We start from the raw sequence: 23,453 nt of genomic DNA, 5'->3' as shown, positions 1-23,453 counted from the left end.
GAAGCCGATGGGCAAGCCGCTGGAAGGCATCAAGGTCGTCGAAGTCGCGATGTGGGCCTTCGTGCCTGCCTGCGGCGGGATGCTGGCCGACCTTGGCGCCGACGTGATCAAGATCGAGCCGCCCACCGGCGACCCGTTGCGGGGCCTGTCCATCGGCGGCTTGGGGGGAGGATCGGGCAACGGCCGGATCGACTATTCCTGGGAAAGCTACAACCGGGGCAAGCGCTCGGTCACGCTCGATCTCAAGCAGGAGGCAGGCCGCGCGGTGCTCGACCGGCTGCTGGCAGATGCCGACGTGTTCCTCACCAACCTGCTGCCCCCGGCCCGGCGGGCAATGCGGATCGATGCGGAATCCATCCGCGCCGCGTACCCAAATCTCATATACGCCAGCGGCAGCGCGCTTGGCCCCAATGGCCCGGACCGGGAGAAAGGCGGTTATGACGCAATCACCTTCTGGGCACGCGGGGGAATATCGTCCTCTCTGACCGACGCCGATGCCGCGCACCCGGTAGGCCCGCCGGGACCGGCCTTCGGCGACACCCTTTCAGGCGCGATGCTTTCGGGCGCAATCTGCGCGGCCATCGCCAAGCGCGCCCTGACGGGAGAGGCATCAAGCGTGGACGTCTCGCTGCTGGGCACGGCCTTGTGGTCGATGCAGCGCTACGTCTGTCAGGCGACGGCAGACGGGGTGCAGAAATTCCCCAAGCCGCCTGCGGACAGGCCCAACAACGTGCTCGTCGCCAATTACCGCACCGCCGACGGGCGCTTTCTGGCGCTGTGCATGTTGCAGGCCGACAAGTACTGGGCGCCCCTGTGCGAAGTCGCCGGGCGGCCCGACCTTGCCGCCGATCCCCGGTTCGTCGATGCCGCCGCGCGGCGGCAGAACATCGATGCCTGCCACGCCGAAGTGACGGCCCTGTTTGCCAGCAGGACACTTGCCAAATGGAAGGCGATCCTTGCCCGCCAGTCCGGCCAGTGGGACGTCGTGCAGGACGTGGGCGAAATGAAGGACGATCCGCAGGCCGAAGCCAACGGCTACCTCAAGCACATCGATTACGCAGACGGCACGAAGATCCCGATGATCGGGTTGCCGATGCTGTTCGACGATGCGCCCCTTTCCTCCACCCGCTCACCCGAACTGGGGGCAGACAGCGACGCGGTGCTGACCGGGCTGGGCTACGCAGAGGATGAGATCATCGACCTCAAGGTGCAGGGCGTGGTGTTCTGATGCGCAAGTTGCCCCGGCTTGAGCCTGAAACCGCATTCTACTGGACATCGGGTGCGGACGGCGTGCTGCGCATCCAGCGCTGCGGCGATTGCGGCAAGTACCAGCACCCGCCCTTTCCCCGCTGTTCCGCCTGCGGCAGCGAGGCCGTTGCGCCCCAGCCCGTTTCGGGAAAGGGCCGCCTTGCCAGCTATACCGTGAACCATGAGGCGTGGGTGCCGGGGCTGGAGGTTCCCTTCGTGTTCGGCGCGGTCGAACTGGCGGAGCAGGAGCAGCTCTATGTCTTCACCAATGTCCTTGCCGACGATGTTCGCGCAGGGATGCCGCTGACGGTCGAGTTCGAATGCCACGACGATGTCTGGCTGCCGATGTTCCGGGAGGATGCGGCATGACCCACCTCCCCGAAAAGCAAGTGTGCATCACCGGCGCGGCGCAGTCCGAAGTCGGCCGCCCTTCCCCGCGCACGCCGCTGCAACTGACCGCCGACGCCTGCCTTGCCGCCATCGCCGACGCGGGCCTCTCCCCCGGCGATATCGACGGCATAGCCACGTATCCCGGCAAGAGCAGCGAGGGCGGCGGCATCGCGCCGGTCAGCCCATCGGAAGCTGCTGCCGTGCTGGGCATCGAACCGCGCTGGATCCTCGCCTCGGCCGAAGGGTTCAGCCATATGGCGCCGATCTTCAACGCGGTGACCGCGATCGCCTGCGGCCTGGCCCGACATGTCGTGGTGTTCCGCAGCGTTGCACAGGCGCAAGCCCGGCTTGCCTCGCGCGCTTCCACGCTGATGGCAGGCGCGCGCGACCGGGTGGACGGCAACAACGCCTGGACAGTGCCCTACAACGCGCTCTCGCCGATCAACATGTTCGCCCTTTACGCGCAAGCCTACTTCGACAAGTACGGCGCGAATGCAGCGCAGCTGGGCGCCATCGCCGTCAACAACCGCGCCAACGCCGCGCACAACCCCAACGCGATCTACAGGAAGCCGCTGACGCTCGACGATTATCTGGCGGCGCGGGTGATCTCGTCGCCGCTCAGGCTGTTCGATTGCGACAGCCATATCGACGGGTCCACCGCCATCGTCCTGTCGCACCGCGATGCGGCGAAGGACTTGCGCAATCCGCCGCTCCATATCGAAGCGATGGGCATGGCCGTGGGCGGGCTATGGGTGGGGCGACACGATGGGGACTTCACCCAACTGCCCGCCGCGCACCGCGCCGGGGCGATGATGTGGCAGCGCACGGACCTGACGCCCGCCGCGATGGACTGCGCGCAAATCTACGACGGTTTCTCGATCCATGTGTGGATGTGGCTGGAGGCGCTCGGCCTTGTGCCACGGGGCGAAGCCTGCCGCTTTACCGAGGGCGGTACGCGGATCGCGCTGGGCGGCGAACTGCCGCTCAACACCGGCGGCGGCCAGCTCTCGGCCGGGCGGTTCCATGGCTACGGGCACATTCATGAGGCGACGGTGCAACTGTGGGGTCGGGGCGGCGCAAGGCAGGTGGCCGATGCGCGCACCTGCGTCATTTCGAACGGCGGCTACGGCTACGGGGCGATGATCCTGCGGCGAGACTGACGCAGCCCGCCTTGCGATCAGCTTGACCGACTCATTCACAAGTGCGATAATCAATTCACTATTTAGAATTATAAAACGGGACAAGAGGAGCCACCCATGAGCGAAGCAGATCCCGCCATCCGTGCGAACGCGGCGGCAGACTGGCAGTACGGCCCGATTTTCGATGCCGACGCGCACATCGATCCGCCGCACGACATGTGGAAGAACTACCTCCCCGCACACCTGAAAGACCGCGCGCCGACGATCGAACATGCCGAAGACGGAGACTACATCTGCTTCGAGGGCAACCGCCGCCCGTTCATGATGATCAACAACCAGGCCGGGCGAGAGGGCAAGAACTTCAAGATGAAGGGCCGGCTTGCCGATCAGCGCAAGGTCTGGGAACCGGCCACCCGCCTTGCCGACATGGACGCGGACGGGATGGACGCCGCGCTGCTGTTCGGCGGCGGGCCGCTGGGCTCGTTCGACAACGAACTCTACGTCGCCAGCTACATCGCCTATCAGGACTGGGTGATGGACTTCGCCTCGGTCGCGCCGGACCGGCTCTATCCGGTGGGCTACGTGCCCATGCGCGATATCGACGAGACCTGCCAGCATGTCACCCGGCTGGCGAAGAAGGGCTTTCGCGCCATCAACCTGCCCGCGTTCCCGCAAAACCCCGATGCGTGGAAAACATCATCAGGCATCGCCAACATGAAGGACGGGCAGGTTTCCGCCCTGACCGGCGACCAGAAGGGCGCGCTGCAGTATTCCGACCCCGCGTTCGACAAGCTGTGGAAGACGATCTGCGATCACAACCTTGTCATCACCTTCCACCTCGGCGCGCGGGTGCCGCGCTTCGGACAGAAGCAGTTCTTCCTGCCCGACATGCCGATGAGCAAGATGGCCATGGCCGAACCGATCGGCATCTTCATCTACAACGGCATCTTCGACCGCTTCCCCGCCCTGCGCATCGGTTCGATGGAAAGCGGCGTGGGCTGGTTCGCCTGGTACGCCGAATACAACGACCGCACCTGGGAGAAGCAGCGCTTCTGGACCGAATGCCCGATCAAGAACCCGCCCAGCTATTATATGGACACCAACGTCTACGGATCGTTCATCCAGGATCGCACCGGCATCCTGTGCCGCGACCTGCCCGGCGGCCGTAACATCATGTGGTCATCGGACTATCCGCATTCGGAAACGACCTTCCCCAAATCGCGCGAGATCATCCTGCGCGACTTCGAAGGCGTGCCAGAGGCCGACGTGCGCGCGATCATCCACGACAATGCCTGCAAGCTGCTGGGGATCGCCTGATGCTGGACACGCCCACCGCGCCCGAGAACGACGACGTCCTCACCGCCGATGACCCGCTCTACGAGGAACTCTACGATGTGCGCCGCGAGGCGGAGGCGATCGGCAACCTTGTCGAAGTGGCCGCGATCATGCCGCGCATCCACGCTTTGCGCGCACAAGGTCCGGTGCTGAAAGGACGGCTGCGCGAACTGCTGGGGCTGCCGCTGCACGAACGTCACGCCCGCGCCGCCGGGCGTCCGCACTGGACGGTGCTGTCTTTCGAGGCGGTGGAAGCGGCGCTGCGCAACCCTTCCGTCTTCTCCAATTCCGTGCAGGGGCACGATAATCCGGCGGGCGAGAAGACCATGGGAATCCTTGAAATGGACCCGCCGGTTCACCGCGCCTATCGCCGCACCATCCAGCCGCGCTTCAATATGCCCGAAGCGATGGGCTGGTGGCGCGAACACACCATCGACACCATCATCGAGCGCCTGATCACGCGCATGAGCCGGGATGATCGCGCCGACCTCAACCTCGACTATTGCGCGCGCATCCCGGTCTACACGATCACCACCGCCATCGGCCTCGACGGGGATGAGGCGCTGCGTTTCCGCCACGCCTACCTCAACTCCACCAGTTCCAGCCGCACGGTGACGATGGAACAGCGGCAGGCGAACGCGAAGATCGTCGAAAACACCGTGCTTGGCCTGATCGCGCGCCGGCGCCAGGAGCCGAAGGATGATCTCGTCAGCTTCCTCATCACGATGAAGCTGCAGATGCCCGGCGAGGAACCGCGCCCCCTGACCGACCGCGAGATCATGGCCCACGTCAAGCTGGTGATGGTTGCGGGCGGCGGCACTTCATGGCGGCAGATGGGCATCGCGCTCTACGCTCTGCTTACCCATCCCGAACAGCTGGAGGCCGTGCGCGCCGATCGTGCACTGGTGGACGATGCGGTCGAGGAAAGCCTGCGCTGGTATCCCACCGCGCCCTATTTCTACCGCATGGTGATGGAAGATACCGAGCTTTACGGCCACGCCATCCCCAAGGGCGCGGTGCTGGAACTGGGCCTTGGCCCCGCCAACCGCGACCCTGCGCGCTGGGAACGGCCCGACGAGTACGACCTGTTCCGCCCCAAGAAGACCAACCTTGCCTTCGGGTTCGGCACGCATCGCTGCCTTGGCATGAACGTGGCGCGGGTGGAGATCAACCGCGGCATCAACGCCCTGCTCGATCACTTCCCCGGTCTGCGCCTCGATCCCGATGCGCCAGCGCCGTTCATGACCGGCGGACTGGAACAACAGGGCGTATCAGGACTGCCGGTGCTGCTACGCTGAAACCGCTCAGCTTTCCGCGAAAGTGTAGGGCTGCGCGGCGCGGCGATAGTCGTCCGCCAGCACATCGCGCCCGATCGGCGGCACCGATCGGGCGGTGCATTCGGCGCGCTGGCACAGGCGGCAGGTGACGCCGATCGGCGTGGTCGGCGCCTTGGCGGGCTCCACACCTGCGGCATAGACCAACCGCTCCGCCTGCTCCGCCGCGCAGGCGAGCGCCACCGCGCGCAATACGCGCGCACCGCCGTAACCGACGGCGCCCCCGGTTACGGTGCGTGCGATCGAAAAGAACCGCTCTCCGCCCGGCAGTTCCAGCCACTGAGGCATGATCTCGCCCGGATGGCGGAACACCTGATGGACGCTCCACAAGGGGCAGCCACCGCCATGCGCAGCGAAGGGAAAGCCCGCGCCGTCCAGCCGCTTGGAGACGTTCCCGGCTTCGTCCACACGGATGAAAAAGAAGCCGACCCGCTCCTCCCCCGGCCGCTGGAGGGTGGTCAGGCGATGCGCCACCTGCTCGAAACTGGCGCCGAACAGCGCGCACAGGGCATCGATATCGTATCGCCGCTGGTCGGCAGCACGGGCAAAGCGGCCATAGGGCATGACGATCGCGGCCGCGGCATAGCCCGCCAGCGCGCGAAGCAGCAGCGTTGCCGTGGTGCGGCTGGAAAATGCCTCGGCCCGGATCGTCTGCTTGATCTCCGTGCGCAATGCAGTGTGCGCGATATGCGTGGCGATCTGGAAGGCACGGCTGGCGTGATCAAGGGTGTCGGCGATCAGCAGTTGCTGGTTGTGCCTGTCAAAACGGCGCAGCGAATCCAACAACACGTCGGGCGGCAGGAAGCGCACCCGCACGCCCTTCGCCCCCAGCCAGTCGACCGCGCCGCCAGCCTTCTCGATCTCTCCGGCCAGTTCCTCGGCCCGCATGTCCAGCGCGTGGAAGTAGTTGCGGTTGGCGGCAAGGAAGCGCTGGGCTTCGCGCACAGGTTCGTTCTCATCCGCCATCGGTCCGGCGGCGCGCTGTTCGGCCAGCGCCTGCGCCTCACGCGTGTAGGCCTGATGCAGCCGCAGCAGGGCTTCGGAAATGCCGGGGAAGCTGGTGGCAAGGTCGGCCACTTCCAGCGCGGGCAGATCGATATCGGCAAAGATCGGATCGCGCAGCACGGCGCTGACGCGGCGCTGGTAATCCTCCCCTTCGTCACCCGCGATCTCGGCGATATCGAGGCGGTATGTCCTCGCCAGGCGCAGCAGCATGTCCGCCGTGACCGGGCGTTGATTGCGCTCTAGCAAAGCGACGTAGCTGGGCGAAATGTCAAGGTCGTCGGCCATCGCCTGCTGAGTAAGTCCCAGTTCACGGCGCAGCCGCCGCAATCTGGGACCAAGGTACAAAGGACGGTTTTCTGCCATTTGCAGGCATTCTGTCACATCCACACAACTTTACAAGGAACATCTGTAAAGTTTGACAACAGCACCTCGCCGCCGGTTCCGGGCAGAACAACTTGCGATTACCTCCACCCCATCGAAAGCAACATTATTCGGCGAAGGATCGTATCGTGACCTACCAGAGCAAGATCATCGAAGCCGGCAACACGATCGGCACCGAACCGACCTGGAACGGCATCGCGGCCGAATCCGTCGCGCGTATGCGTCTGCAGAACCGCTTCCAGACCGGGCTCGACATCGCCCGCCATACCGCGCGCATCATGCGCGAGGACATGGCGGCCTATGATCGCGACCCGGCCAATTACACGCAGTCGCTGGGCTGCTGGCACGGTTTCATCGGCCAGCAGAAGATGATCTCCATCAAGAAGCACTTCGGGTCGACGAAGGGCCGTTACCTTTATCTCTCCGGCTGGATGGTCGCCGCGCTGCGCAGCGATTTCGGCCCCTTGCCCGACCAGTCGATGCACGAGAAGACCAGCGTTCCGGCATTGGTCGAGGAACTCTACACGTTCCTGCGCCAGGCCGATGCGCGCGAACTGGGCGGCATGTTCCGCGATCTCGACAATGCCCGCAACGCCGGGGACGAGGTCGAGGCCAAGCGGATCGAACACGCGATCGACGCTTACGAGACGCATGTGGTGCCGATCGTCGCGGATATCGACGCCGGGTTCGGCAACGCGGAGGCGACGTACCTGCTTGCGAAGAAGTTCATCGAGGCGGGCGCTTGCTGCATCCAGATCGAGAACCAGGTCTCGGATGAAAAGCAGTGCGGCCACCAGGACGGCAAGGTCACTGTCCCGCACGAGGACTTCATCGCGAAGATCCGCGCGGTCCGCTACGCCTTCATGGAACTGGGCGTCGACGAAGGGCTGATCGTGGCGCGCACCGACTCGCTCGGCGCGGGGCTGACCAAGCAGATCGCCTTCACCCGTGAAGCGGGCGATATCGGCGACAGGTACAACAGCTTCCTCGACTGCGAGGAAGTCACCACCGTGGGCCACGGCGACGTGCTGATCAGCCGCGACGGCAAGCTTTTGAAGCCCCGGCGTCTGCCCAGCAACCTCTACCAGTTCCGCCCCGGAACCGGCGAGGACCGCTGCGTGCTCGACTGCATCGAATCGCTGCAGAACGGTGCGGACCTGCTCTGGATCGAGACGGAGAAGCCGCACATCGGCCAGATCGGCGCAATGGTCAGCCGCATCCGCGAGGTGATCCCGAACGCAAAGCTGGTCTACAACAATTCGCCCAGCTTCAACTGGACGCTCAACTTCCGCCAGCAGGTCTTCGACGCCTGGGAAGCGGCCGGCAAGGACGTCTCCGCCTATGACCGGGCGCGACTGATGAGCGTGGACTATGACGCCACCGAACTGGCGACAGAGGCCGACGAACGCATCCGCACCTTCCAGAAGGACGCGGCGCGCGAAGCGGGCATCTTCCACCACCTGATCACGCTGCCGACGTACCACACCGCCGCACTGTCGACCGACAATCTGGCGAAGGAATACTTCGGCGAGGCGGGCATGCTCGGTTACGTCAAGGGCGTGCAGCGTCAGGAGATCCGCCAGGGTATCGCCTGCGTGAAGCACCAGAACATGGCGGGCTCCGACATCGGCGACGACCACAAGGAATACTTCGCCGGCGAAGCAGCCCTCAAGGCCGGCGGCGCGCACAACACGATGAACCAGTTCGCTGCCTGAGGCGGCGGGGGAACCCGTTCGCTGCCTAAGGCAGCGGGGGGGGGGAACCCGTTCGCTGCCTGAGGCAGCAGAGCAAGCGATCCGCAAAGCAAGCAAGGAAAGGACATAGCATGACCACCATGACCGCAGAACCGACCCGCGCTCGCGCGGTGCTCTCGAACGAGGACTTCAAGCTGCTGCAGGAAGCCGTCGTCTACTATCTCAAGGCGCACGAGGACGATCCGATCTCATCCAAGTATTCCAATCTCTACCACCGCCTCGGCAGCGCAGTTCGCCGCTGAGGTCGCTCAAGGGTTTTCCTGGGGAGGAAAGCTTGGCCCGTCGCACCCGTGTGCGGCGGGCCATTTCGCGCCAGAGGTGAACGCGCGCTTGCGCAGAACTGCGCATATGACGGTCAGCGGGACTAAACCGCGTTGCGATAGACCGGCTGCATGGTTCAATCGTTTGCGTCTTTGGGTGTGGAATGGGTGCTGGGCTTCGGCCACGAGCACATGTGGGCGCTGATCCTGATTGCCGCGCTGTCATGCGGCCTTTCCCTGCTGACCGCACGTTCGGTGTGGCATCAGGCGCACGCGGAACGCGAACGGGGTGAGCGCCAGTTCTCCCGCCTGCTGCGCAACACGTCGGGCTATGCCATCTGCGCGCTTGATCGGGAAGCCCGCGTTACCCAGTGGAACGCCGGAGGCCGCGCGCTGTTCGGGTATGAGGAAGACGAGGCGATCGGCCTGCCGCTGGAATCCTTCTTCACCGCGCAGGACCGCGCCGCCCACCGCCCCGCAAACGCACTGCAGGAAGCAGGCGCGAAAGGGATCGCCAAGGGCCAGTGGCTATGCCCACGCCGCGACGGCACGCATTTCTGGGCGACAGGCACGATCGAGACGCTGCATGACCGCGACGGCTCCCTGATCGGCTACTCCTTCATCACCCGCGACATCACCGATATAAAGGAAGCCCAGGACGCCGTCGCCGCCGCCGGCCAGCGGCTCGACATGGCGCTGGACCATATGCCGCAAGGCCTGTGCATGTTCGATCGCGACGAGCGCATGGTGCTTGCCAACCCCGCCTTCTATCGCGTCTGGTCGATCTGCGAAGCGACCTGGCGGCCGGGTTCGACGCTCAGCGACATGGTCAACGCGGGGTGCTTTTCCGCAAGGAAGCACCCGGCCGAAACGCTGACGATGATCCGCGAATCCGTGCGACGTGCCATCGAAAGCGGCGGCAACCCCGGCTGGACACTGGACGTCAGCGAAGACCTTGTGCTGGCGATCACCGAAAGCCCGGTGCCCGGCGGCGGGTGGATCGCGACTTTCGAGGACATCACCGCCCAGCGTCGCTCCGAAGCGAAGATCGCGCACATGGCGATGCACGATGCGCTGACCGGCCTGCCCAACCGTCCCCGCTTCTACCAGAGCCTTGACGAGATGACCGCAGAGGTCCGCGAGGGTGACGACCGGCTGGCCGTCATCGCCATCGACCTCGATCGGTTCAAGGAAGTGAACGACACCTTCGGGCATGCCCTGGGCGACCATCTCCTGCGCAGCGTGGCGGAACGGCTGGCCTCCACCCGCCGCAGCAACGAGACGATCGCGCGGCTCGGCGGCGACGAATTCGCGGCCACCATCCGCTATGCCCGGCGGGCCGAACTCAATGATTTCATCGCCCGCATCCGCGCCTGTATCGCCACTCCCGTCACGGCCCCCGATGCTGATGGCGGCCATGCCCTGATCGTGGGCGCAAGCCTTGGCATCGCCATATTCCCGCAGGACGGCACAACACGCGAAACGCTGCTCAACAATGCCGACCTTGCCATGTATCGCGCCAAGGCGACACTGGGCGAATCGGTGTGCTTCTTCGAACCCGGCATGGACGAAAGTGCCCGCCAGCGCCGCCAGCTGGCCGCCGACTTGCGCCATGCGGTGGAGCGCGGCGAACTGCGCCTGCTCTACCAGCCGCAGCGCTCACTGCGCACCGGCACGCTGGCCGGTTACGAGGCCCTGCTGCGCTGGCAGCATCCGGTGCGCGGCGCCGTTTCGCCCGCCGACTTCATCCCCATCGCCGAGGAGACCGGGGAAATCATCGCACTGGGCGAATGGGTGCTGCGCCAGGCCTGCATCGAGGCACGCGGCTGGCCGGGCGAAGAAAAGGTGGCGGTCAACCTTTCGCCGGTGCAGTTCCTCCAGCCCGACCTTGTCGAGATGGTGCGCGCCGTGCTGCTCGAAACCGGCCTGCCCGCCCGCAGGCTGGAACTGGAAATCACCGAAACTGCCATAATATCCGACAAGCTGCGCGCACTGCATTGCCTGCGTCAGATCAAGGGCATGGGCATCAGCGTGGCCATCGACGATTTCGGCACCGGCTATTCCTCGCTCGACACCTTGCAGTCGTTCCCGTTCGACAAGATCAAGATCGACAAGTCTTTCCTCATGCGTTCGGAAGGCAGCGCACAGGCCCGCGCCATCATTCGCGCCGTGCTGGCGCTCGGCAAAAGCCTGGATATCCCGGTGCTGGCAGAAGGCGTAGAGACTGAAAGCCAGCTGCGCGTGCTGGAGGCCGAGGGCTGCGACGAAGCGCAGGGCTATTACTTCGGCCGTCCCGCCGAAGCGCCAAGCCTTGAAGTCACGGAAACGCGCTTACAAAAAATTCATCCAGTATCGCTTTGAATTTGCGCGTATCTTTCTGTCACATCCACGTCGCCATAGGCAGAAAATTAACTTCCTTGCCCATAGCTTGCTGCAAACCGGATGGGGATCTGCGTTGTACTTGGGGCTTGAACACGAAATGACCGGCGAAGCGCTTGCTCTCGCCATCGCGGACGGCGGGGAGTTGCCCTCGCTCGATACCGCGCTGCAGGCTGCCTCGCTGGCCGAAACCCGGCTGCGCGAAGCGATCGAGGCTATCCCGCAAGGCATCGTCTTCCTGGACGAAGAAGACCGCTACATCCTCTGGAACGAGCAATACGCGCAGATCTACGAGAAGTCGGCAGACCTGCTGGTCCCCGGCGCCAAGCTGGGCGATGCGCTGCGCATCGGCATTGCGCGGGGCGATTACCCCGAAGCCGCCGGGCGAGAGGAAGAATGGCTTGCCAGCCGTCTGGCCCTGCTGCGCCAGCCCTCGCGCCGGCACGAGCAATGGCTGTCGAACGGCCGCTGCATCATGATCGAAGAGCGGCGGCTTGAAAGCGGTGGCTCGATCGGTGTGCGCGTGGACATCACCGACCTCAAGCAGAAGGAAGAAGCCTTCCGCCTGCTGTTCGAACGCAACCCGCTGGCGATGGTCGTGTACGACCGTGAAAGCGGCTGCATCCGTACCGCCAACGAAGCGGCCTGCGTGCTGTTCGGCTACACGCCGCAGCAGATGTCGGACCTTCCCGCCGCCATGCTGTTCCCCGCAGAATCGGAAGCGCGCGCCGCCGAACTTCTCGTCACCGACCGTGCCGATACCGGCGAAAGCTGGAACATGCTGCGTAGCGACGGTGCCGCCATCGAAGCGGTGATCGCCACCCGCGTATCCGACCTCGAAGGGTTTTCCGGAACCATCGTGTCGATATTCGACGTGACGGAGCGCCGCCGCATCGAACAGCGCATGGCGCACATGGCCCGCCACGACGAACTGACCGGCCTTGCCAACCGCGCCCATTGCCGCACTTACCTAAGCGAAGTTCTCGGCACGTGCGGTACGCATGAAACCGTGACGCTGGCGATGGTCGATCTCGATCATTTCAAGCCGGTCAACGATACCTACGGCCACCACTTCGGCGACATAGTGCTGACCGAAGCGGCCCGCCGCATGCGCGAACTGATCCCGCCCGATGCACTGCTGTGCCGCATCGGCGGGGACGAGTTCGCGCTGATCTTCCGCCGGTCCAGTCTTACCCAGGCGGAACTGGTGGCCAAGTCGATCATCACCACCCTGTCCGAGCCATTCTTCGTGCAGGGCCACATGATCCACATCGGCGCCACCATCGGCTTCGCCTCCGCGCCTTACGACACCCGCGATCCCGAAACGCTGCTGCGCTACGCCGACCTTGCCCTTTACGCCGCCAAGGGTGAGCGGCGCGGCACCTGCCGCAGTTTCGAGGCCGCGATGGACGCCGCCGCGCAGGAGAAGAACCGGCTTGAGGTGGACCTGCGCGCCGCCGTGCGCGAAGGCGGCCTCGAAGTGCACTACCAGCCCATCGTCGATCTCCAGAGCGGCGAGGTGGAATGCTATGAAGCCCTGCTGCGCTGGCACCACCCGGAACGCGGCGCAGTGCCGCCCGACGTCTTCGTGCCGCTGGCCGAAGAGATCGGGCTGATCGACCAGATCGGTCGCTTCGTGCTGGGCAGCGCCTGCAACGCGGCGATGCACTGGCCCGACCACATCAAGGTGGCGGTCAACGTGTCGCCGCTCCAGTTCCGCAACGGCAATCTGCTGAGCACCGTGATCAACGCGCTCTCCACCTCGGGCCTTGCCGCGGAGCGTCTGGAACTGGAGGTCACCGAGGCCGTGCTGATGGAAAAAGGCCCGCGTCCTTCCGCGATCATCCGCAACTTGCGGGCCTTCGGCATCGGCATCTCGCTCGACGATTTCGGCACGGGCTATTCCTCGCTGAGCTACCTGCTCAATTACCCCTTTACCAAGATCAAGATCGACAAGTCGTTCATCCTGAACCTCAACCATGAAGCCAATTCGCGCGCGGTGATCCGCGCGGTGATCGGACTGGGCCGCAGTCTTGGCCTGACCGTCGCGGCCGAAGGCGTGGAGCGCAGCATCGAACGCGACTACCTGCGCGACGAAGGCTGCACACAGGGGCAAGGCTACCTGTTCGGCAGGGCGATGCCAGCGATCAGGGCATAGCGTGCAAGGCGCGCGCCGACGCTCTTACGCCACCAGCGCGCGGCGGCAGAATTCCCACAGTTCGCCAGCCAGTTCCTCGCGCCCGGTGCGGTCGGGGACGGCTTCCTCTTCGGCCAGCAGAACCGTGTGTACGGTCGTCGAGACAAGGTTGTAGACCAGTCGCGCCTGCAACTGCGGGTCGGCGTGGCGGAAGGTGCCGCCCGCGATCCCCTGCGCCACGTGCCCCGCGATCAGGTCCAGCAGCGGCTCCAGCGCCGAATTCAGTTCCGAAGGCCGCGTCTGCGCCAGCCGCAGATGCTCCCGGCTGAGCGCCGCGCCGCGCCGGTTTGCGCCCATTCGATCCTGTCCAAGCTGCCCGACGACGATCCCGGTAACGATTGTGCGCAGCGCCTCCACCGGCCCCTGGCACCTTGCGGTGATCTCGTGAAACTGCAGCGCGGCCGCGCGCAGCGAACTGTCGAATACGGCCAGCACAAGATCGTCCTTGCCCTGGAACCGTTCATAGAACGCCCGCCGCGCCAGCCCGGCCCGTGCCAGCACTGCGCGAATGGTCAGCCCTTCAAGCCCGGCCTCGTCAAGCAGATCGTAAGCGGTGCGGATCAGCAGCATGGTGCGATCGCCCTCGGACGTCTCGGGGGCAGTGAACAGCGAAGGATAGGCAGTGGTCATCCTGCCTGCGCTACGCCCGCGCGCAGCCATGGTCCAGCCCGATTGACTTGCCGGCGGTCACCGTCGTACAAGATTGAGAACAATGTTCTCGCAGGATAATGAGAGAGGAAACCATGCCGCAGGTCACTTACGTCGATCATGACGGGCACGAAACGCGCGTAGACGTGCCGCTGGGCGAAAACGTCATGCGCGGGGCGCTTTACAGCGGGATCGAAGGCATCGTCGGCGAATGCGGCGGCGGCCTCTCGTGCGCGACGTGCCACTGCTACATCGACGAGGACTGGATCGACACTACCGGCGGTCCGTCCTCCGATGCAGAGGCGGAACTGCTGGAACAGGTCGCTACCAAACTGCGCCCCACCAGCCGCCTTTCGTGCCAGATCGAAATCACGCCCGCGCTTGACGGGCTTGTCGTCCACCTGCCCGAAACGCAGTTCTGAAGGGAGCGGACCGATGCCGATCGACGCAGCCAACCCCGTACCGCCCAGCTTTCCCCGCCATGTCGGGATGGACCAGGTGCCCGCTCACGTACCGCCCGAACTGATCCGCCAGTCGGGGCTCACCATCGGGCCGGACTTCCTTGCCAACCCGCATGACTTCATGGCCGCGCTGCATGAAAAACAGCCGCCGATCTATTATGACGTCAGCCCGATGGGCAACATGTGGCACCTCATCAAGCATGAGGACGCGCTGTTCGGCCTGCGCCACCCGGACATCTTCTCGAACGAAGGCGCCACCCCCTTCCCGCGCGATCCGGACGACTATTTCTATTTCATCCCGATCGAGATCGACCCTCCTCACCACCGCAAGTACCGCAACATCGTGGACCCGGTGTTCAGCCCGCAGGGGGTGCTGAAACTGGAAGAGCAGATCCGCCAGCGCGCCAACGACCTGATCGACGCGATCGAAGCGAAAGTCGCGGCCGGTGAGACGTGCGAATTCACCGAGGATTACGGCCGCCCCCTGCCGGTTTCGGTCTTCCTGGATATCATGGGGCTGCCGCAGGACATGCGCGACGAGTTCGTCGACTGGGCGGTGCAGTTGCTCCACTCGAACGACCGCGCGATCATGGCCGATTCGATGCGCAAGATCACCGCCTATCTCAAGCAGGCAATCGAAGAGAAGAAGGCCAACCCGGACGACGGCGTGGTGAGCCGCATCGCCCATTCCGCGCCCGACGGCGTGCCGCTTTCGGACAAGGAGATCTTCGGGTTCGTCTGCTTCCTGTTCATCGGCGGGCTCGACACGGTCTTCGCGACGCTCAACAACATCTGGCTCTATCTGGCCCAGCACCCCGACAAGCTGGCCGAAATCCATGCCCGCCCTCAGGACATCGACAAGATCGTCGAGGAACTGCTGCGCCGCTGGTCAGTCACCTTCTCGGGGCGCGTGCTCGACAAGGACTACGAGATGCGCGGCGTTCAGATGAAGAAGGGGGACCGGGTGACTTTCATCCTGCCCGCCTGCAATTTCGATCCCGAAGTCTTCCCCAATCCCAGGGAGGTCGACTTCGACCGCCCGCGCAAGACGATCCTGGCCTTTACCGTGGGGGTCCACAGCTGCATGGGCGCGCACCTTGCCCGGCTTGAGGTGAAGATCGCGCTGCAGGAATGGCTGAAGCGCATCCCGGCGTTTTCAGTGAAGCCCGGCACGCAGATCGAATATCGACCCGGCGGCGTCATCGGGCCGGAGCATCTGCCGCTGGTCTGGTAACCCTCAACCCGGCGTGCGCGGCGGCCTTGCCAGAATGTCCAGCAAGGCCGCCTCGAACGCTTGGGGGCGCTCGTACATTGCCCAGTGGCCGGCGTCGTCGATGATGCGAAACTCTGCGTCGGGCTGAACCGCGCGCAGTACCGCCTTTTGCGCGGCCGGATCGGGATGCGGCAGGTCAAGCGCGCCCCAGATCGCATCCACTGCCACCCGGATATCCGGCAGGATGCGCACCAGCCGATCCGGCACAACCAGTGGCGAGGCGTGCAGCCGTGCCGCCTTGGCCGTTGGCAACAGCATGTGGATGGCAAGCTCGTCCGCACTTTCAGGATGATGAAGCATCAGACCCAGAAGGTTCGCCTTCAGCGCCGCACGCCGCGCTTCTCCCGCAAGCCCGCTGATCCGCCCGAGACGCGGATTCCCCATCGGCGTGCCAAGCCCGCCACACCCGACGATCACCAGCCTTCGCGCCACGTCCGGATGCAGCGCGGCCAGATGGGCGAGCGCTACGCCGCCGAACGAGAAACCGCACAAATCGATGGGCAGGCCTTGGCTCCCTGCAACGATGTGCAGTCCCTGCGCCAGTGCGGCCGAAATACCGGCATGATCCTCGCTGGAGGGCATGGCGGAGTCTCCGTGCCCCGGCAGGTCCGGCACGATCAACGTGCGGTGACGCGATAGCCGTTCGATATTGCGGACCCAGTGCGTCCACGAACCTTGCGCGCCGTGGGCGAGCACCAGCGGCTGGCCCCTGCCCTCACCCCATATCCGCCAGACCATGGTGCCATCGCCGCAAGGCGTCTGCGCCCGCCGGGCCTGCGAATCGAGAGCGTCAAGGAAGGCTTGCGGGTCCATATTGATCGCGGCTCCGGCGCTCCCTGCCTGCTCCATCGTCATCTCCCGAGACATTCCAACGTGTCATTCAACTGCAGTCCGACAGCCACCCGCCGCCCCTGGCCGAATGACAGCGCAGGACATGCAACCCCGCAGAAACGCGCGGGAAATCTGCGGGCGAAAAATCCGCATGCTGCGCAGCATGGAATGCATTTGGGGCTTTGCCAAAGCCGAATTCTTGTGCAATGTGGTCGGTGAAAGGTTCATGTAACCTTACCGGTGTTGGGAGAGAGCGCGCCGGGGATGATTTAATCACTCCGGCGCGCCGATTTCCTCGCAGTTGCAGCATAAGCTGCCTGATCTACCAAACATCGATAATCTCACCGATTTGTGGGCGCTTGGCAAGCCCCCAGTATGCTGGTCCGGCCTGTACTTTAGGTCAGATTTCGCAGTGCAACATGGCCTGTTTCCCGGAAATCCGCGCATATCGCCCCTACGGTGATTCGCGCAGGTGAGACAATTTGTCCGGGATTTTGAGCGCTTCGGGCGCGTGGATTGCTCCGGGGCGGGCTCCCGCCTACAGCCGGGCACCGTGAAACCCTCCCCTTCCTCGACCGCCCGCCAGCTTTGGGCCATCGCCCTGCCTGCCATGCTGACCAACGTGGCGACCGCGCTGTTCGGGCTTGCCGACATGTGGGCGATCGGCCGCCTGGGTGACGCGTCCGCGCAAGGCGCGGTCGAACTGGGCGCGAAGTTCATGCTGGGCCTGCTCAACGTCTTCAATTTCCTGCGAACCAGCACCGTCGCGCTGACCGCCCAGAGCAGCGGCAGCGGGGAAGGCAACCAGGGCGAAACGCTGGCGCGCGCGATGACCGTCGCCATCGGCATCGGGGCGCTGCTGCTCATGGCGATGCCGCTGGCGATACCTTTCGGCCTCGACATGCTGGGCGCACAAGGGACAGTGCGGGACGCGGCGTACAGCTATGTCGCGGTGCGCTATTGGGCCGGCCCCGTATGGCTGGCCAACTGCGTGCTGGTGGGCTGGCTGATCGGGCGGCGCAAGGTGCGTCATGTGCTGGTGGTGGAGATCGTCGCCAACATCGTGCACATCGCGCTGGACCTGCTGCTGGTGCTCGTCGTGGGCTGGGGTGTCGCGGGCGTGGCCGGTGCGACGGTCAGTTCCGAAGCGCTGAAGTTCCTGCTGCTTGCCGCCATCGTCGTGCGCGAAGGTGCGGCGGCCGAGGCGCTGGCCGCGCTGGGCCGCAAGGGCACATGGGCGCGGAGCGAACTGGCGCGTCTTTTTGCGCTCAACCGTGACCTGTTCATCCGCACGCTGCTGCTGACCGGCTCGATCCTGCTGTTCGCCCGCGTGGGTGCCCGCGCGGGGCCGGTGACGCTGGCCGCCAACGGTGTGCTGTTCCAGATATTCATGCTGGCCACGCTGCTGCTCGACGGGTTCGAAAGCGGCGCGCAAGTGCTCTGCGGCGAGGCGCTGGGCGCAAAGTCGCGCGCACGCTTTACCGCAGCTGTGCGCGCCGCGCTGGTCTGGGGCGGCGTGACAGGGCTTGCGGTTTCGGCGATCTACGCGCTGGCGGGCGCACGGATCGCGGCGGCCTTCAGTACCGACCCCGCCGTGATCGCCGCGACCGCGCAATATGCGCCCTGGCTGGCCGTGCTGCCGGTGCTGGGCGTATCGTCCTTCGTGTTCGACGGAGTGTTCGTAGGTGCCGGGTGGACCCGCGCCATGCTGGGGACGATGGCGGCCGCGAGGGCGGCCTATCTCGCTCTGCTATGGGCGCTCCAGCCGCTGGGAAACCATGGTTTGTGGGCGGCCTTCGCCGTGCTGTTCGGCGGCCGCGCGGTCGGCCAGGCGCTGGTCCTGCCGCGCCTGATCCGGCGCGGTTTCAGCGCTTCCTGAACACCAGCATCAGGTTGTTGGCAGGCATCTCGACGAGGCGATCGAAGGCAAGGCCGTTATCGAGCGCGCAGGCGCGCACCGTCTCCACGCTGCGCAGGCCCCATTCGGAATTGCGCCGCTTCAAATCCTCGTCGAACGCGGCATTGCTGGGTTCAAGGGTGATCCCGTCGCGTCGGTACGGGCCGTAGAGCACCAGCGGATAGCCCGATTCCAGCACCCGCGCCGCGCCTGCCATCAGGCCCTCGGTCGCAGCCCAGGGGCTGATGTGGACCATGTTGATGCAGACCACCGCCTGCGCCGCATCCACCGGCCATGCACCCGAAGCCGCATCGAGTTCCAGCGGCGGTTCGATGTTCGCAAGGCCCGCCTGCTGTACCCAGGCCGCGATCGAGGCGCGCGCCCGTGCATCGGGGTCGGTGGGTTGCCAGACCAGATCGGGCAAGGCGGCGGCGAAGTGGACGGCATGTTCGCCGGTGCCGCTGGCGATCTCCAGCACGTGGCCGGACACCGGCAGCACATCGCGCAGGACCGCAAGGATCGGATCGCGGTTGCGGGCAGTGGCGGGAGCCTCTCGGCGAGGGTCGGTTTCCATCGCCCTGCAATGGGGCCGCCTGCCCGGTTCGGCAAGATCGATCAGGGTCATTATGGGGCGAGAAGATGCGACGGCCGGACGGAAAGCTGGGGGGGCCAGGCAGCGATGGGGGGGAGCTGCCTTTGCTTTCGGTCCGGCCGACGCGCCGGTGTCTCCTGTTACGGGGGCGGAGGCACCGGCTGTCTGGTGTCAGAGCGTCAATGCCCGGCGGACGGCTTGACGTTCTTGGGCGGGCGCGGCGCCAGCCAGATGGTCATCGCGGCAAGGAACAGGGCGATGGCGCTGATCACGAACAGTTCGCCCGTTGCCACCGCGGTGCCCTGGTTCTCGACCATCTGCGCGATCGCCACGCGCGCCTGCTCGGCGCTGAAGCCCTGCTGCTGGAGCGCCTGCGAAGTGGCATCCGCACCGTTGAGTACGCCCGACAGATCGGCGCTGCGCGCGCGGGACATGTCGCTCCACACGGTCGTGATGATCGCCGTCGCCACCGCGCCCGCCAGCGTGCGCCCGAAGTTGGCGATACCCGCTGCCGATGCGGTTTCATGCGGCTGCACGGAACTGAGGCTGATCGTCGTCAGCGGCACGATCATCAGCGATACGCCCACGCCTTGCAGCAACTGCGGGATGGCGATCGTCCAGAACGTGATGTCGGTCGACCAGGTCATGCGCATCAGCGAGCAGATGCCGATCCACGCAACGCCGATGAAGACCAGCAGGCGCGGATCGAACCGCTTCATCAGCGCCGGCACGAACGGCGAGGCGACCACCGCCAGAACGCCGGAGAACGCCATCGCCCTGCCCGCCTCCGTCGCGGTATAGCCCATCGAGGTCTGCAACCACTGCGGGATGATCACGATCGAGGCGAAGTAGGTGCCGAACGCGATCGTCAGCGAGGCCGTGGAGGCGGAGAAGCCCCTGTATCGGAACACGCTGAGGTTCACGATCGGGTGCTCCTCTGTCAGTTCCCAGATCAGGAACGCGATGAAGAACACCCCCGCGATGCAGGCCAGCGCGACGATCTTGGTGGACGAGAACCAGTCTTCGTCCCGGCCAAGGTCGAGCATCATCTGGAACGCACCGACGAAGATCACCAGCAGCGCCAGCCCGATCTTGTCGATCGGCAGCTTCTGCGTCGGCGTCTCCTGCCCGCGCAGCAGGATCGCCACGCCGAAGAAGATCAGCGCCACGATCGGCACGTTGATGAAGAAGATCCATTCCCACGACCAGTTGTCGGAGATGTAGCCGCCCAGGATCGGCCCGGCGATCGGAGCGGTGACGACCGTCATCGCCCACATCGCCATGGCCTTCGCCTGCATTTCCTTGGGGAAGATCTTGAGCAGAAGCGTCTGCGTCAGCGGCATCAGCGGACCACCGCAGAAGCCCTGCCCCAGACGGAAGATCACCAGCGCCGAAAGCGTCCCCGACAACCCGCACAGGGTCGAGAACACGCCGAAGCCGATCAGCGAGATCATGAACACGCGCAAGGTGCCGAAGCGGTTGGAGAGCCAGCCCGTCAGCGGCACGCAGATCGCTTCCGCGACGGCGTAGGACGTGATCACCCAGGTGCCGCTGGACACCGAGACGGCAAGGCCGCCCGCGATATGCGGCACCGAAACGTTGGCGATGGTGGTGTCGAGCACCACGATGAAGTTGGCCATGGCGAGCACGAAGCCCGCCAGGATCAGCTTTGCGCCGGAAAGGGTGCCGCCCCCCTCCTGCGCCGCAGCTGCCGGAGCGCCCCCGGCCATCAGTCGTTATCCGTCAGGTCGATCTCGGCTTCCATCGACAGGCCGATGCGCAGCGGGTGCTCCTTCAGCTCCTTGGGGTCGAGCTGGATGCGCACCGGCAGGCGCTGCACCACCTTGATCCAGTTGCCGGTCGCGTTCTGCGCCGGGATCAGCGAGAACGCCGCGCCCGTGCCGCCCGAGAAGCCCACGACCTTGCCGTGGTACTCCACCTTGCCGCCATAGAAGTCAGACGTCAGCACGGCCTTCTGGCCCGAGCGGACCTTGCCGAGCTGGTCTTCCTTGAAGTTCGCATCGACGTAAAGATCGCCCACCGGCACCACGATCATCGCGGGCGAGCCGGACTGGATACGCTGGCCGACCTGGATCGTGCGCTTGGATACGACGCCGTCGATCGGCGCACGCACGATGGTGCGTTCAAGATCCAGCTTCGCCTGCGCCAGCTGGGCCTGAGCCTGAAGGATTTCGGGCGCGGTCTGGACCGTGGTGCCCTTGGTCAGCGCGACGGCGGCTTCTTCCTGACGGCGGGCGCTGCGGGCGTTTTCCTGCGCCTGCGCAACGGCGGCCTCGGCTTCCTGATACGACGCCTTCGCCGTGGCCAGCGCCTGACGCGCGGTGGTCAGTTCCTCGTTCGATACTGCGCCGGTGCCCGAAAGGGCGGCACGACGCTTGTAGTCTTCCTCGGCCTTGGTCAGCGATGCCTGCGCGGACGCAAGGCCGGCGCGCGCGGTGTTGATCTGCGCATCGCTTGCTCCGGCAGCTGCACCCAGCGCCGCATTGTTGGCGATCGACTGGCCATAACGGCGCTGCATCATCGCAAGATTGGCTTCGGCCTGCTGGACCGCGATCTGCTGGTCCTTGTCCTCGATCCGGAACAACAGCTGGCCCTTGCGAACAGGCTGCGTATCGGTGACGAGCACTTCGATCACGCGGCCCGAAGTCAGCGGCGTGACCTGCGCGTTCTCACCGGCGACATAGGCGTTGTCGGTCGAAACCGAACGGCTGGCGATGAATTCTTCGTAGAGGAACCATAGGCCGCCGATCACCACCACTGCGCCGCCGAGGCCGAGCAGGAGGTTCTTGCGCTTGCTCTTGTCCACGACAGTGCCCGAACCGGCGTCGTTGGGGGTTTCGTCACTCATCGGTCGAGGCTTTCCTGGCTGGATTCTTCTGCATAGCCGCCACCCAGGGCGCGCTTGAGCGCGACTTCGCTGGCAAGGGTGGCGAAATGGGCGTCGACTGCGCCAAGGCGGGTGTCGAGCGCAGTGGTTTCGGCGCTGAGCACGTCGATATACGTGCTCAGACCGGCCTTGTAGCGCTGAAGCGCAAGGCCATAGGCAGCGTTCGCCTCGGTACGGGCGTCAAGCGCGTGGCGCTCCTGCTCGGCGGCCGAGGTGCGGGTGGACAGGGCATCGGCAACTTCCTGCAGGGCGCCGATCACCGACTTGTTGTAGCTGGCGACCATCGTGTCGTAGCCGCCGCGCGCCAGGCGATAGCGGCCCGAAAGCGCGCCACCCTGGAAGATCGGCAGGCTGACCGCCGCACCCGCGTTGCCATAGTCCGAACCGTCGTCGAACAGGTTCGATATGCCAAGCGAGCTGAGGCCAATGAGACCGCTGAGCGAAATGTCCGGCAGGAACGACTTCTTGCCGTATTCGACGCCCTTGTCCGCCGCCTCGACCAGCTTGCGCGCCATGACGACGTCGGGACGGCGCCCGGCAAGCGCAATGCCCGCGTCGGTGGGCACCGGCGTTGCCGCGATCGTGGCGATGGACGGGGGGGTGAGCGTCAGCGTGCGGTCTGGGCCGGCGCCAAGCAGCGCGGCCAGGGCATGGCGGCGCTTTTCGATCTGTTCGCGGTTGGCGGCAACGTCGATCCGCGCGCGGGCGGCTTCGGCGTTCGACTGGCGCAGCGGGCTCTGGTTGTCGAGGCCCTGCGTCACGCGCTGGCCGACCAGCTTGGCCGAACCGTCTCGCGCAGCCAGCGTCTCTTCCAGCACCTTCTGGCGTTCGAGCAGGCGGCCAAGGTCGAAGTAGGACGAGACGACTTCGGATGCCAGCACCAGCTCTGCCTGTCGCTCATCCGCGATGGCCGCTTCGGTGGCAGACGTCGCGGCGGCCAGCAGCGCGCGGTTCTTGCCCCAGATATCAAGGTTGAGGTTGGCGGACAGGGCAAGCATGCCATAGTCCTTCCAGCCCTTGGGCAGCGCGGCGGCAGGGGTGCCGTTGTTGTAGCTCTGCTTCTCGACCGAGGCGGAGCCCTGCCCGCCGATGCTGGGCAGCAGCGAAGATCGCGACGCTTCGAGCGCGCCCTGTGCCTGGCGGATGCGCGCCAGCGCGGTGGCGACATCGGGCGAACCCTTGATCGCCTCGTCAACCAGACCATCAAGCTGGGGATCGCCGTAAGCGGTCCACCAGCGGTCCTGCGGCCATTGCGCAGCGGTGCCCTGGATCGATGCGGCGCTGTCGAGGGTCGACGGCGGGCGCAGCGCGGGGCGTGGCCCAAGGTCGGGCGCACCGCACCCTGCGAGCGAACTGGAGGCGATCAGCAAGGCGGCTGTCGCGACTCGGGGGAAGAATTGTGTACTCATCGGTACGGTCCA

The 23,453-nt window shown here is 65.4% G+C and carries 19 protein-coding genes; 12 read left to right on the top strand and 7 right to left on the bottom strand.

What is annotated here, in order from left to right:
* The first annotated feature begins 7 nt into the window (after positions 1–7).
* From A8V01_RS26770 to A8V01_RS26750, 5 genes are all read left to right on the top strand, one after another.
* Positions 8–1,228 carry a CaiB/BaiF CoA transferase family protein gene (locus A8V01_RS26770; RefSeq protein ID WP_103099264.1) on the top strand — a complete coding sequence of 407 codons (1,221 nt, stop codon included), beginning with the start codon at positions 8–10 and terminating at the stop codon, positions 1,226–1,228.
* Positions 1,228–1,617, top strand: a complete 390-nt coding sequence (locus A8V01_RS26765; protein WP_103099263.1) for a Zn-ribbon domain-containing OB-fold protein — start codon at positions 1,228–1,230, stop codon at positions 1,615–1,617. Before A8V01_RS26770 ends, A8V01_RS26765 begins: the two co-directional genes overlap by 1 nt.
* A complete protein-coding gene (locus A8V01_RS26760) occupies positions 1,614–2,798 on the top strand; it encodes a thiolase family protein (RefSeq protein WP_103099262.1) in 1,185 nt (394 codons plus the stop codon). The genes A8V01_RS26765 and A8V01_RS26760 overlap by 4 nt, the downstream gene beginning before the upstream one ends.
* Positions 2,799–2,894: 96 nt before the next feature.
* The gene (locus A8V01_RS26755; RefSeq protein WP_103099261.1) at positions 2,895–4,094 is read left to right on the top strand and encodes an amidohydrolase family protein; all 1,200 of its coding nucleotides are present in this window, start codon (positions 2,895–2,897) and stop codon (positions 4,092–4,094) included.
* Positions 4,094–5,410 (top strand): cytochrome P450, encoded by a 1,317-nt coding sequence (locus tag A8V01_RS26750; RefSeq protein ID WP_103099260.1) that lies wholly within the window; start codon positions 4,094–4,096, stop codon positions 5,408–5,410. The genes A8V01_RS26755 and A8V01_RS26750 overlap by 1 nt, the downstream gene beginning before the upstream one ends.
* 6 nt (positions 5,411–5,416) lie before the next feature.
* On the opposite strand, the gene A8V01_RS26745 is transcribed toward A8V01_RS26750, so the two are convergent.
* A complete protein-coding gene (locus tag A8V01_RS26745) occupies positions 5,417–6,814 on the bottom strand; it encodes a helix-turn-helix domain-containing protein (protein ID WP_103099259.1) in 1,398 nt (465 codons plus the stop codon).
* Between the two features lie 146 nt (positions 6,815–6,960).
* Here A8V01_RS26745 and A8V01_RS26740 point away from each other — a divergent pair, with 146 nt between their 5' ends.
* The 4 genes from A8V01_RS26740 (at position 6,961) to A8V01_RS26730 (ending at position 13,383) form a co-directional block, all read left to right on the top strand.
* Positions 6,961–8,547 (top strand): isocitrate lyase, encoded by a 1,587-nt coding sequence (locus tag A8V01_RS26740; protein ID WP_103099258.1) that lies wholly within the window; start codon positions 6,961–6,963, stop codon positions 8,545–8,547.
* A 110-nt stretch (positions 8,548–8,657) separates the two neighbouring features.
* Entirely contained in the window at positions 8,658–8,828 is a 171-nt protein-coding gene (locus tag A8V01_RS28860) for a hypothetical protein (RefSeq protein ID WP_170066080.1), read from the top strand.
* Between the two features lie 150 nt (positions 8,829–8,978).
* Positions 8,979–11,207: a putative bifunctional diguanylate cyclase/phosphodiesterase gene (locus A8V01_RS26735; protein WP_103099257.1), complete on the top strand. Its 2,229-nt coding sequence runs from the start codon at positions 8,979–8,981 to the stop codon at positions 11,205–11,207.
* Positions 11,208–11,325: 118 nt separating this feature from the next.
* On the top strand, positions 11,326–13,383 hold the full coding sequence (locus tag A8V01_RS26730; RefSeq protein WP_245892856.1) for a putative bifunctional diguanylate cyclase/phosphodiesterase: 2,058 nt from the start codon (positions 11,326–11,328) through the stop codon (positions 13,381–13,383).
* A gap of 24 nt (positions 13,384–13,407) precedes the next feature.
* Here A8V01_RS26730 and A8V01_RS26725 read toward each other — a convergent pair whose 3' ends face one another.
* The gene (locus A8V01_RS26725) at positions 13,408–14,052 is read right to left on the bottom strand and encodes a TetR/AcrR family transcriptional regulator (RefSeq protein ID WP_211295216.1); all 645 of its coding nucleotides are present in this window, start codon (positions 14,050–14,052) and stop codon (positions 13,408–13,410) included.
* Positions 14,053–14,150: 98 nt separating this feature from the next.
* Here A8V01_RS26725 and A8V01_RS26720 point away from each other — a divergent pair, with 98 nt between their 5' ends.
* Both A8V01_RS26720 and A8V01_RS26715 read left to right on the top strand, forming a co-directional pair.
* Complete coding sequence (locus A8V01_RS26720; protein ID WP_245892855.1) at positions 14,151–14,492, top strand: 2Fe-2S iron-sulfur cluster-binding protein; 342 nt, start codon at positions 14,151–14,153, stop codon at positions 14,490–14,492.
* A 13-nt stretch (positions 14,493–14,505) separates the two neighbouring features.
* Positions 14,506–15,765, top strand: coding sequence for a cytochrome P450 (locus A8V01_RS26715; protein ID WP_103099255.1), 1,260 nt, complete (start codon positions 14,506–14,508; stop codon positions 15,763–15,765).
* Between the two features lie 3 nt (positions 15,766–15,768).
* On the opposite strand, the gene A8V01_RS26710 is transcribed toward A8V01_RS26715, so the two are convergent.
* Complete coding sequence (locus A8V01_RS26710) at positions 15,769–16,653, bottom strand: alpha/beta fold hydrolase (RefSeq protein ID WP_103099287.1); 885 nt, start codon at positions 16,651–16,653, stop codon at positions 15,769–15,771.
* A gap of 535 nt (positions 16,654–17,188) precedes the next feature.
* Here A8V01_RS26710 and A8V01_RS26705 point away from each other — a divergent pair.
* Positions 17,189–18,514: an MATE family efflux transporter gene (locus A8V01_RS26705; RefSeq protein WP_245892854.1), complete on the top strand. Its 1,326-nt coding sequence runs from the start codon at positions 17,189–17,191 to the stop codon at positions 18,512–18,514.
* Here the strand turns inward: A8V01_RS26705 and A8V01_RS26700 are convergent.
* The 4 genes from A8V01_RS26700 to A8V01_RS26685 form a co-directional block, all read right to left on the bottom strand.
* Complete coding sequence (locus tag A8V01_RS26700) at positions 18,501–19,106, bottom strand: DUF938 domain-containing protein (protein ID WP_103099286.1); 606 nt, start codon at positions 19,104–19,106, stop codon at positions 18,501–18,503. The two genes, A8V01_RS26705 and A8V01_RS26700, sit on opposite strands and share 14 nt — an antisense overlap.
* 197 nt (positions 19,107–19,303) lie before the next feature.
* Positions 19,304–20,854, bottom strand: a complete 1,551-nt coding sequence (locus A8V01_RS26695; protein WP_103099254.1) for a DHA2 family efflux MFS transporter permease subunit — start codon at positions 20,852–20,854, stop codon at positions 19,304–19,306.
* Entirely contained in the window at positions 20,854–21,993 is a 1,140-nt protein-coding gene (locus A8V01_RS26690; RefSeq protein WP_103099253.1) for an HlyD family secretion protein, read from the bottom strand. The genes A8V01_RS26695 and A8V01_RS26690 overlap by 1 nt, the downstream gene beginning before the upstream one ends.
* Positions 21,990–23,441: an efflux transporter outer membrane subunit gene (locus A8V01_RS26685; RefSeq protein WP_103099252.1), complete on the bottom strand. Its 1,452-nt coding sequence runs from the start codon at positions 23,439–23,441 to the stop codon at positions 21,990–21,992. The genes A8V01_RS26690 and A8V01_RS26685 overlap by 4 nt, the downstream gene beginning before the upstream one ends.
* Positions 23,442–23,453: the final 12 nt, after the last annotated feature.

The organism is Novosphingobium guangzhouense (assembly GCF_002896965.1).
Lineage (GTDB): Bacteria > Pseudomonadota > Alphaproteobacteria > Sphingomonadales > Sphingomonadaceae > Novosphingobium > Novosphingobium guangzhouense.
The sequence above is the reverse complement of the archived record's forward strand: the minus strand, read 5'-3'. Positions and strand labels throughout refer to the sequence as shown.

Bases quoted from the DNA above. Each gene is read 5' to 3' on its own strand.
- A8V01_RS26730 (WP_245892856.1), top strand. From the start codon at position 11,326: ATGACCGGCGAAGCGCTTGCTCTCGCCATCGCGGACGGCGGGGAGTTG.
- A8V01_RS26755 (WP_103099261.1), top strand. From the start codon at position 2,895: ATGAGCGAAGCAGATCCCGCCATCCGTGCGAACGCGGCGGCAGACTGG.
- A8V01_RS26735 (WP_103099257.1), top strand. From the start codon at position 8,979: ATGGTTCAATCGTTTGCGTCTTTGGGTGTGGAATGGGTGCTGGGCTTC.
- A8V01_RS28860 (WP_170066080.1), top strand. From the start codon at position 8,658: ATGACCACCATGACCGCAGAACCGACCCGCGCTCGCGCGGTGCTCTCG.
- A8V01_RS26770 (WP_103099264.1), top strand. From the start codon at position 8: ATGGGCAAGCCGCTGGAAGGCATCAAGGTCGTCGAAGTCGCGATGTGG.
- A8V01_RS26690 (WP_103099253.1), bottom strand. From the start codon at position 21,993: ATGAGTGACGAAACCCCCAACGACGCCGGTTCGGGCACTGTCGTGGAC.
- A8V01_RS26685 (WP_103099252.1), bottom strand. From the start codon at position 23,441: ATGAGTACACAATTCTTCCCCCGAGTCGCGACAGCCGCCTTGCTGATC.
- A8V01_RS26725 (WP_211295216.1), bottom strand. From the start codon at position 14,052: ATGACCACTGCCTATCCTTCGCTGTTCACTGCCCCCGAGACGTCCGAG.
- A8V01_RS26695 (WP_103099254.1), bottom strand. From the start codon at position 20,854: ATGGCCGGGGGCGCTCCGGCAGCTGCGGCGCAGGAGGGGGGCGGCACC.
- A8V01_RS26715 (WP_103099255.1), top strand. From the start codon at position 14,506: ATGCCGATCGACGCAGCCAACCCCGTACCGCCCAGCTTTCCCCGCCAT.
- A8V01_RS26745 (WP_103099259.1), bottom strand. From the start codon at position 6,814: ATGGCAGAAAACCGTCCTTTGTACCTTGGTCCCAGATTGCGGCGGCTG.
- A8V01_RS26710 (WP_103099287.1), bottom strand. From the start codon at position 16,653: ATGGAGCAGGCAGGGAGCGCCGGAGCCGCGATCAATATGGACCCGCAA.
- A8V01_RS26765 (WP_103099263.1), top strand. From the start codon at position 1,228: ATGCGCAAGTTGCCCCGGCTTGAGCCTGAAACCGCATTCTACTGGACA.
- A8V01_RS26720 (WP_245892855.1), top strand. From the start codon at position 14,151: ATGAGAGAGGAAACCATGCCGCAGGTCACTTACGTCGATCATGACGGG.
- A8V01_RS26700 (WP_103099286.1), bottom strand. From the start codon at position 19,106: ATGGAAACCGACCCTCGCCGAGAGGCTCCCGCCACTGCCCGCAACCGC.
- A8V01_RS26750 (WP_103099260.1), top strand. From the start codon at position 4,094: ATGCTGGACACGCCCACCGCGCCCGAGAACGACGACGTCCTCACCGCC.
- A8V01_RS26760 (WP_103099262.1), top strand. From the start codon at position 1,614: ATGACCCACCTCCCCGAAAAGCAAGTGTGCATCACCGGCGCGGCGCAG.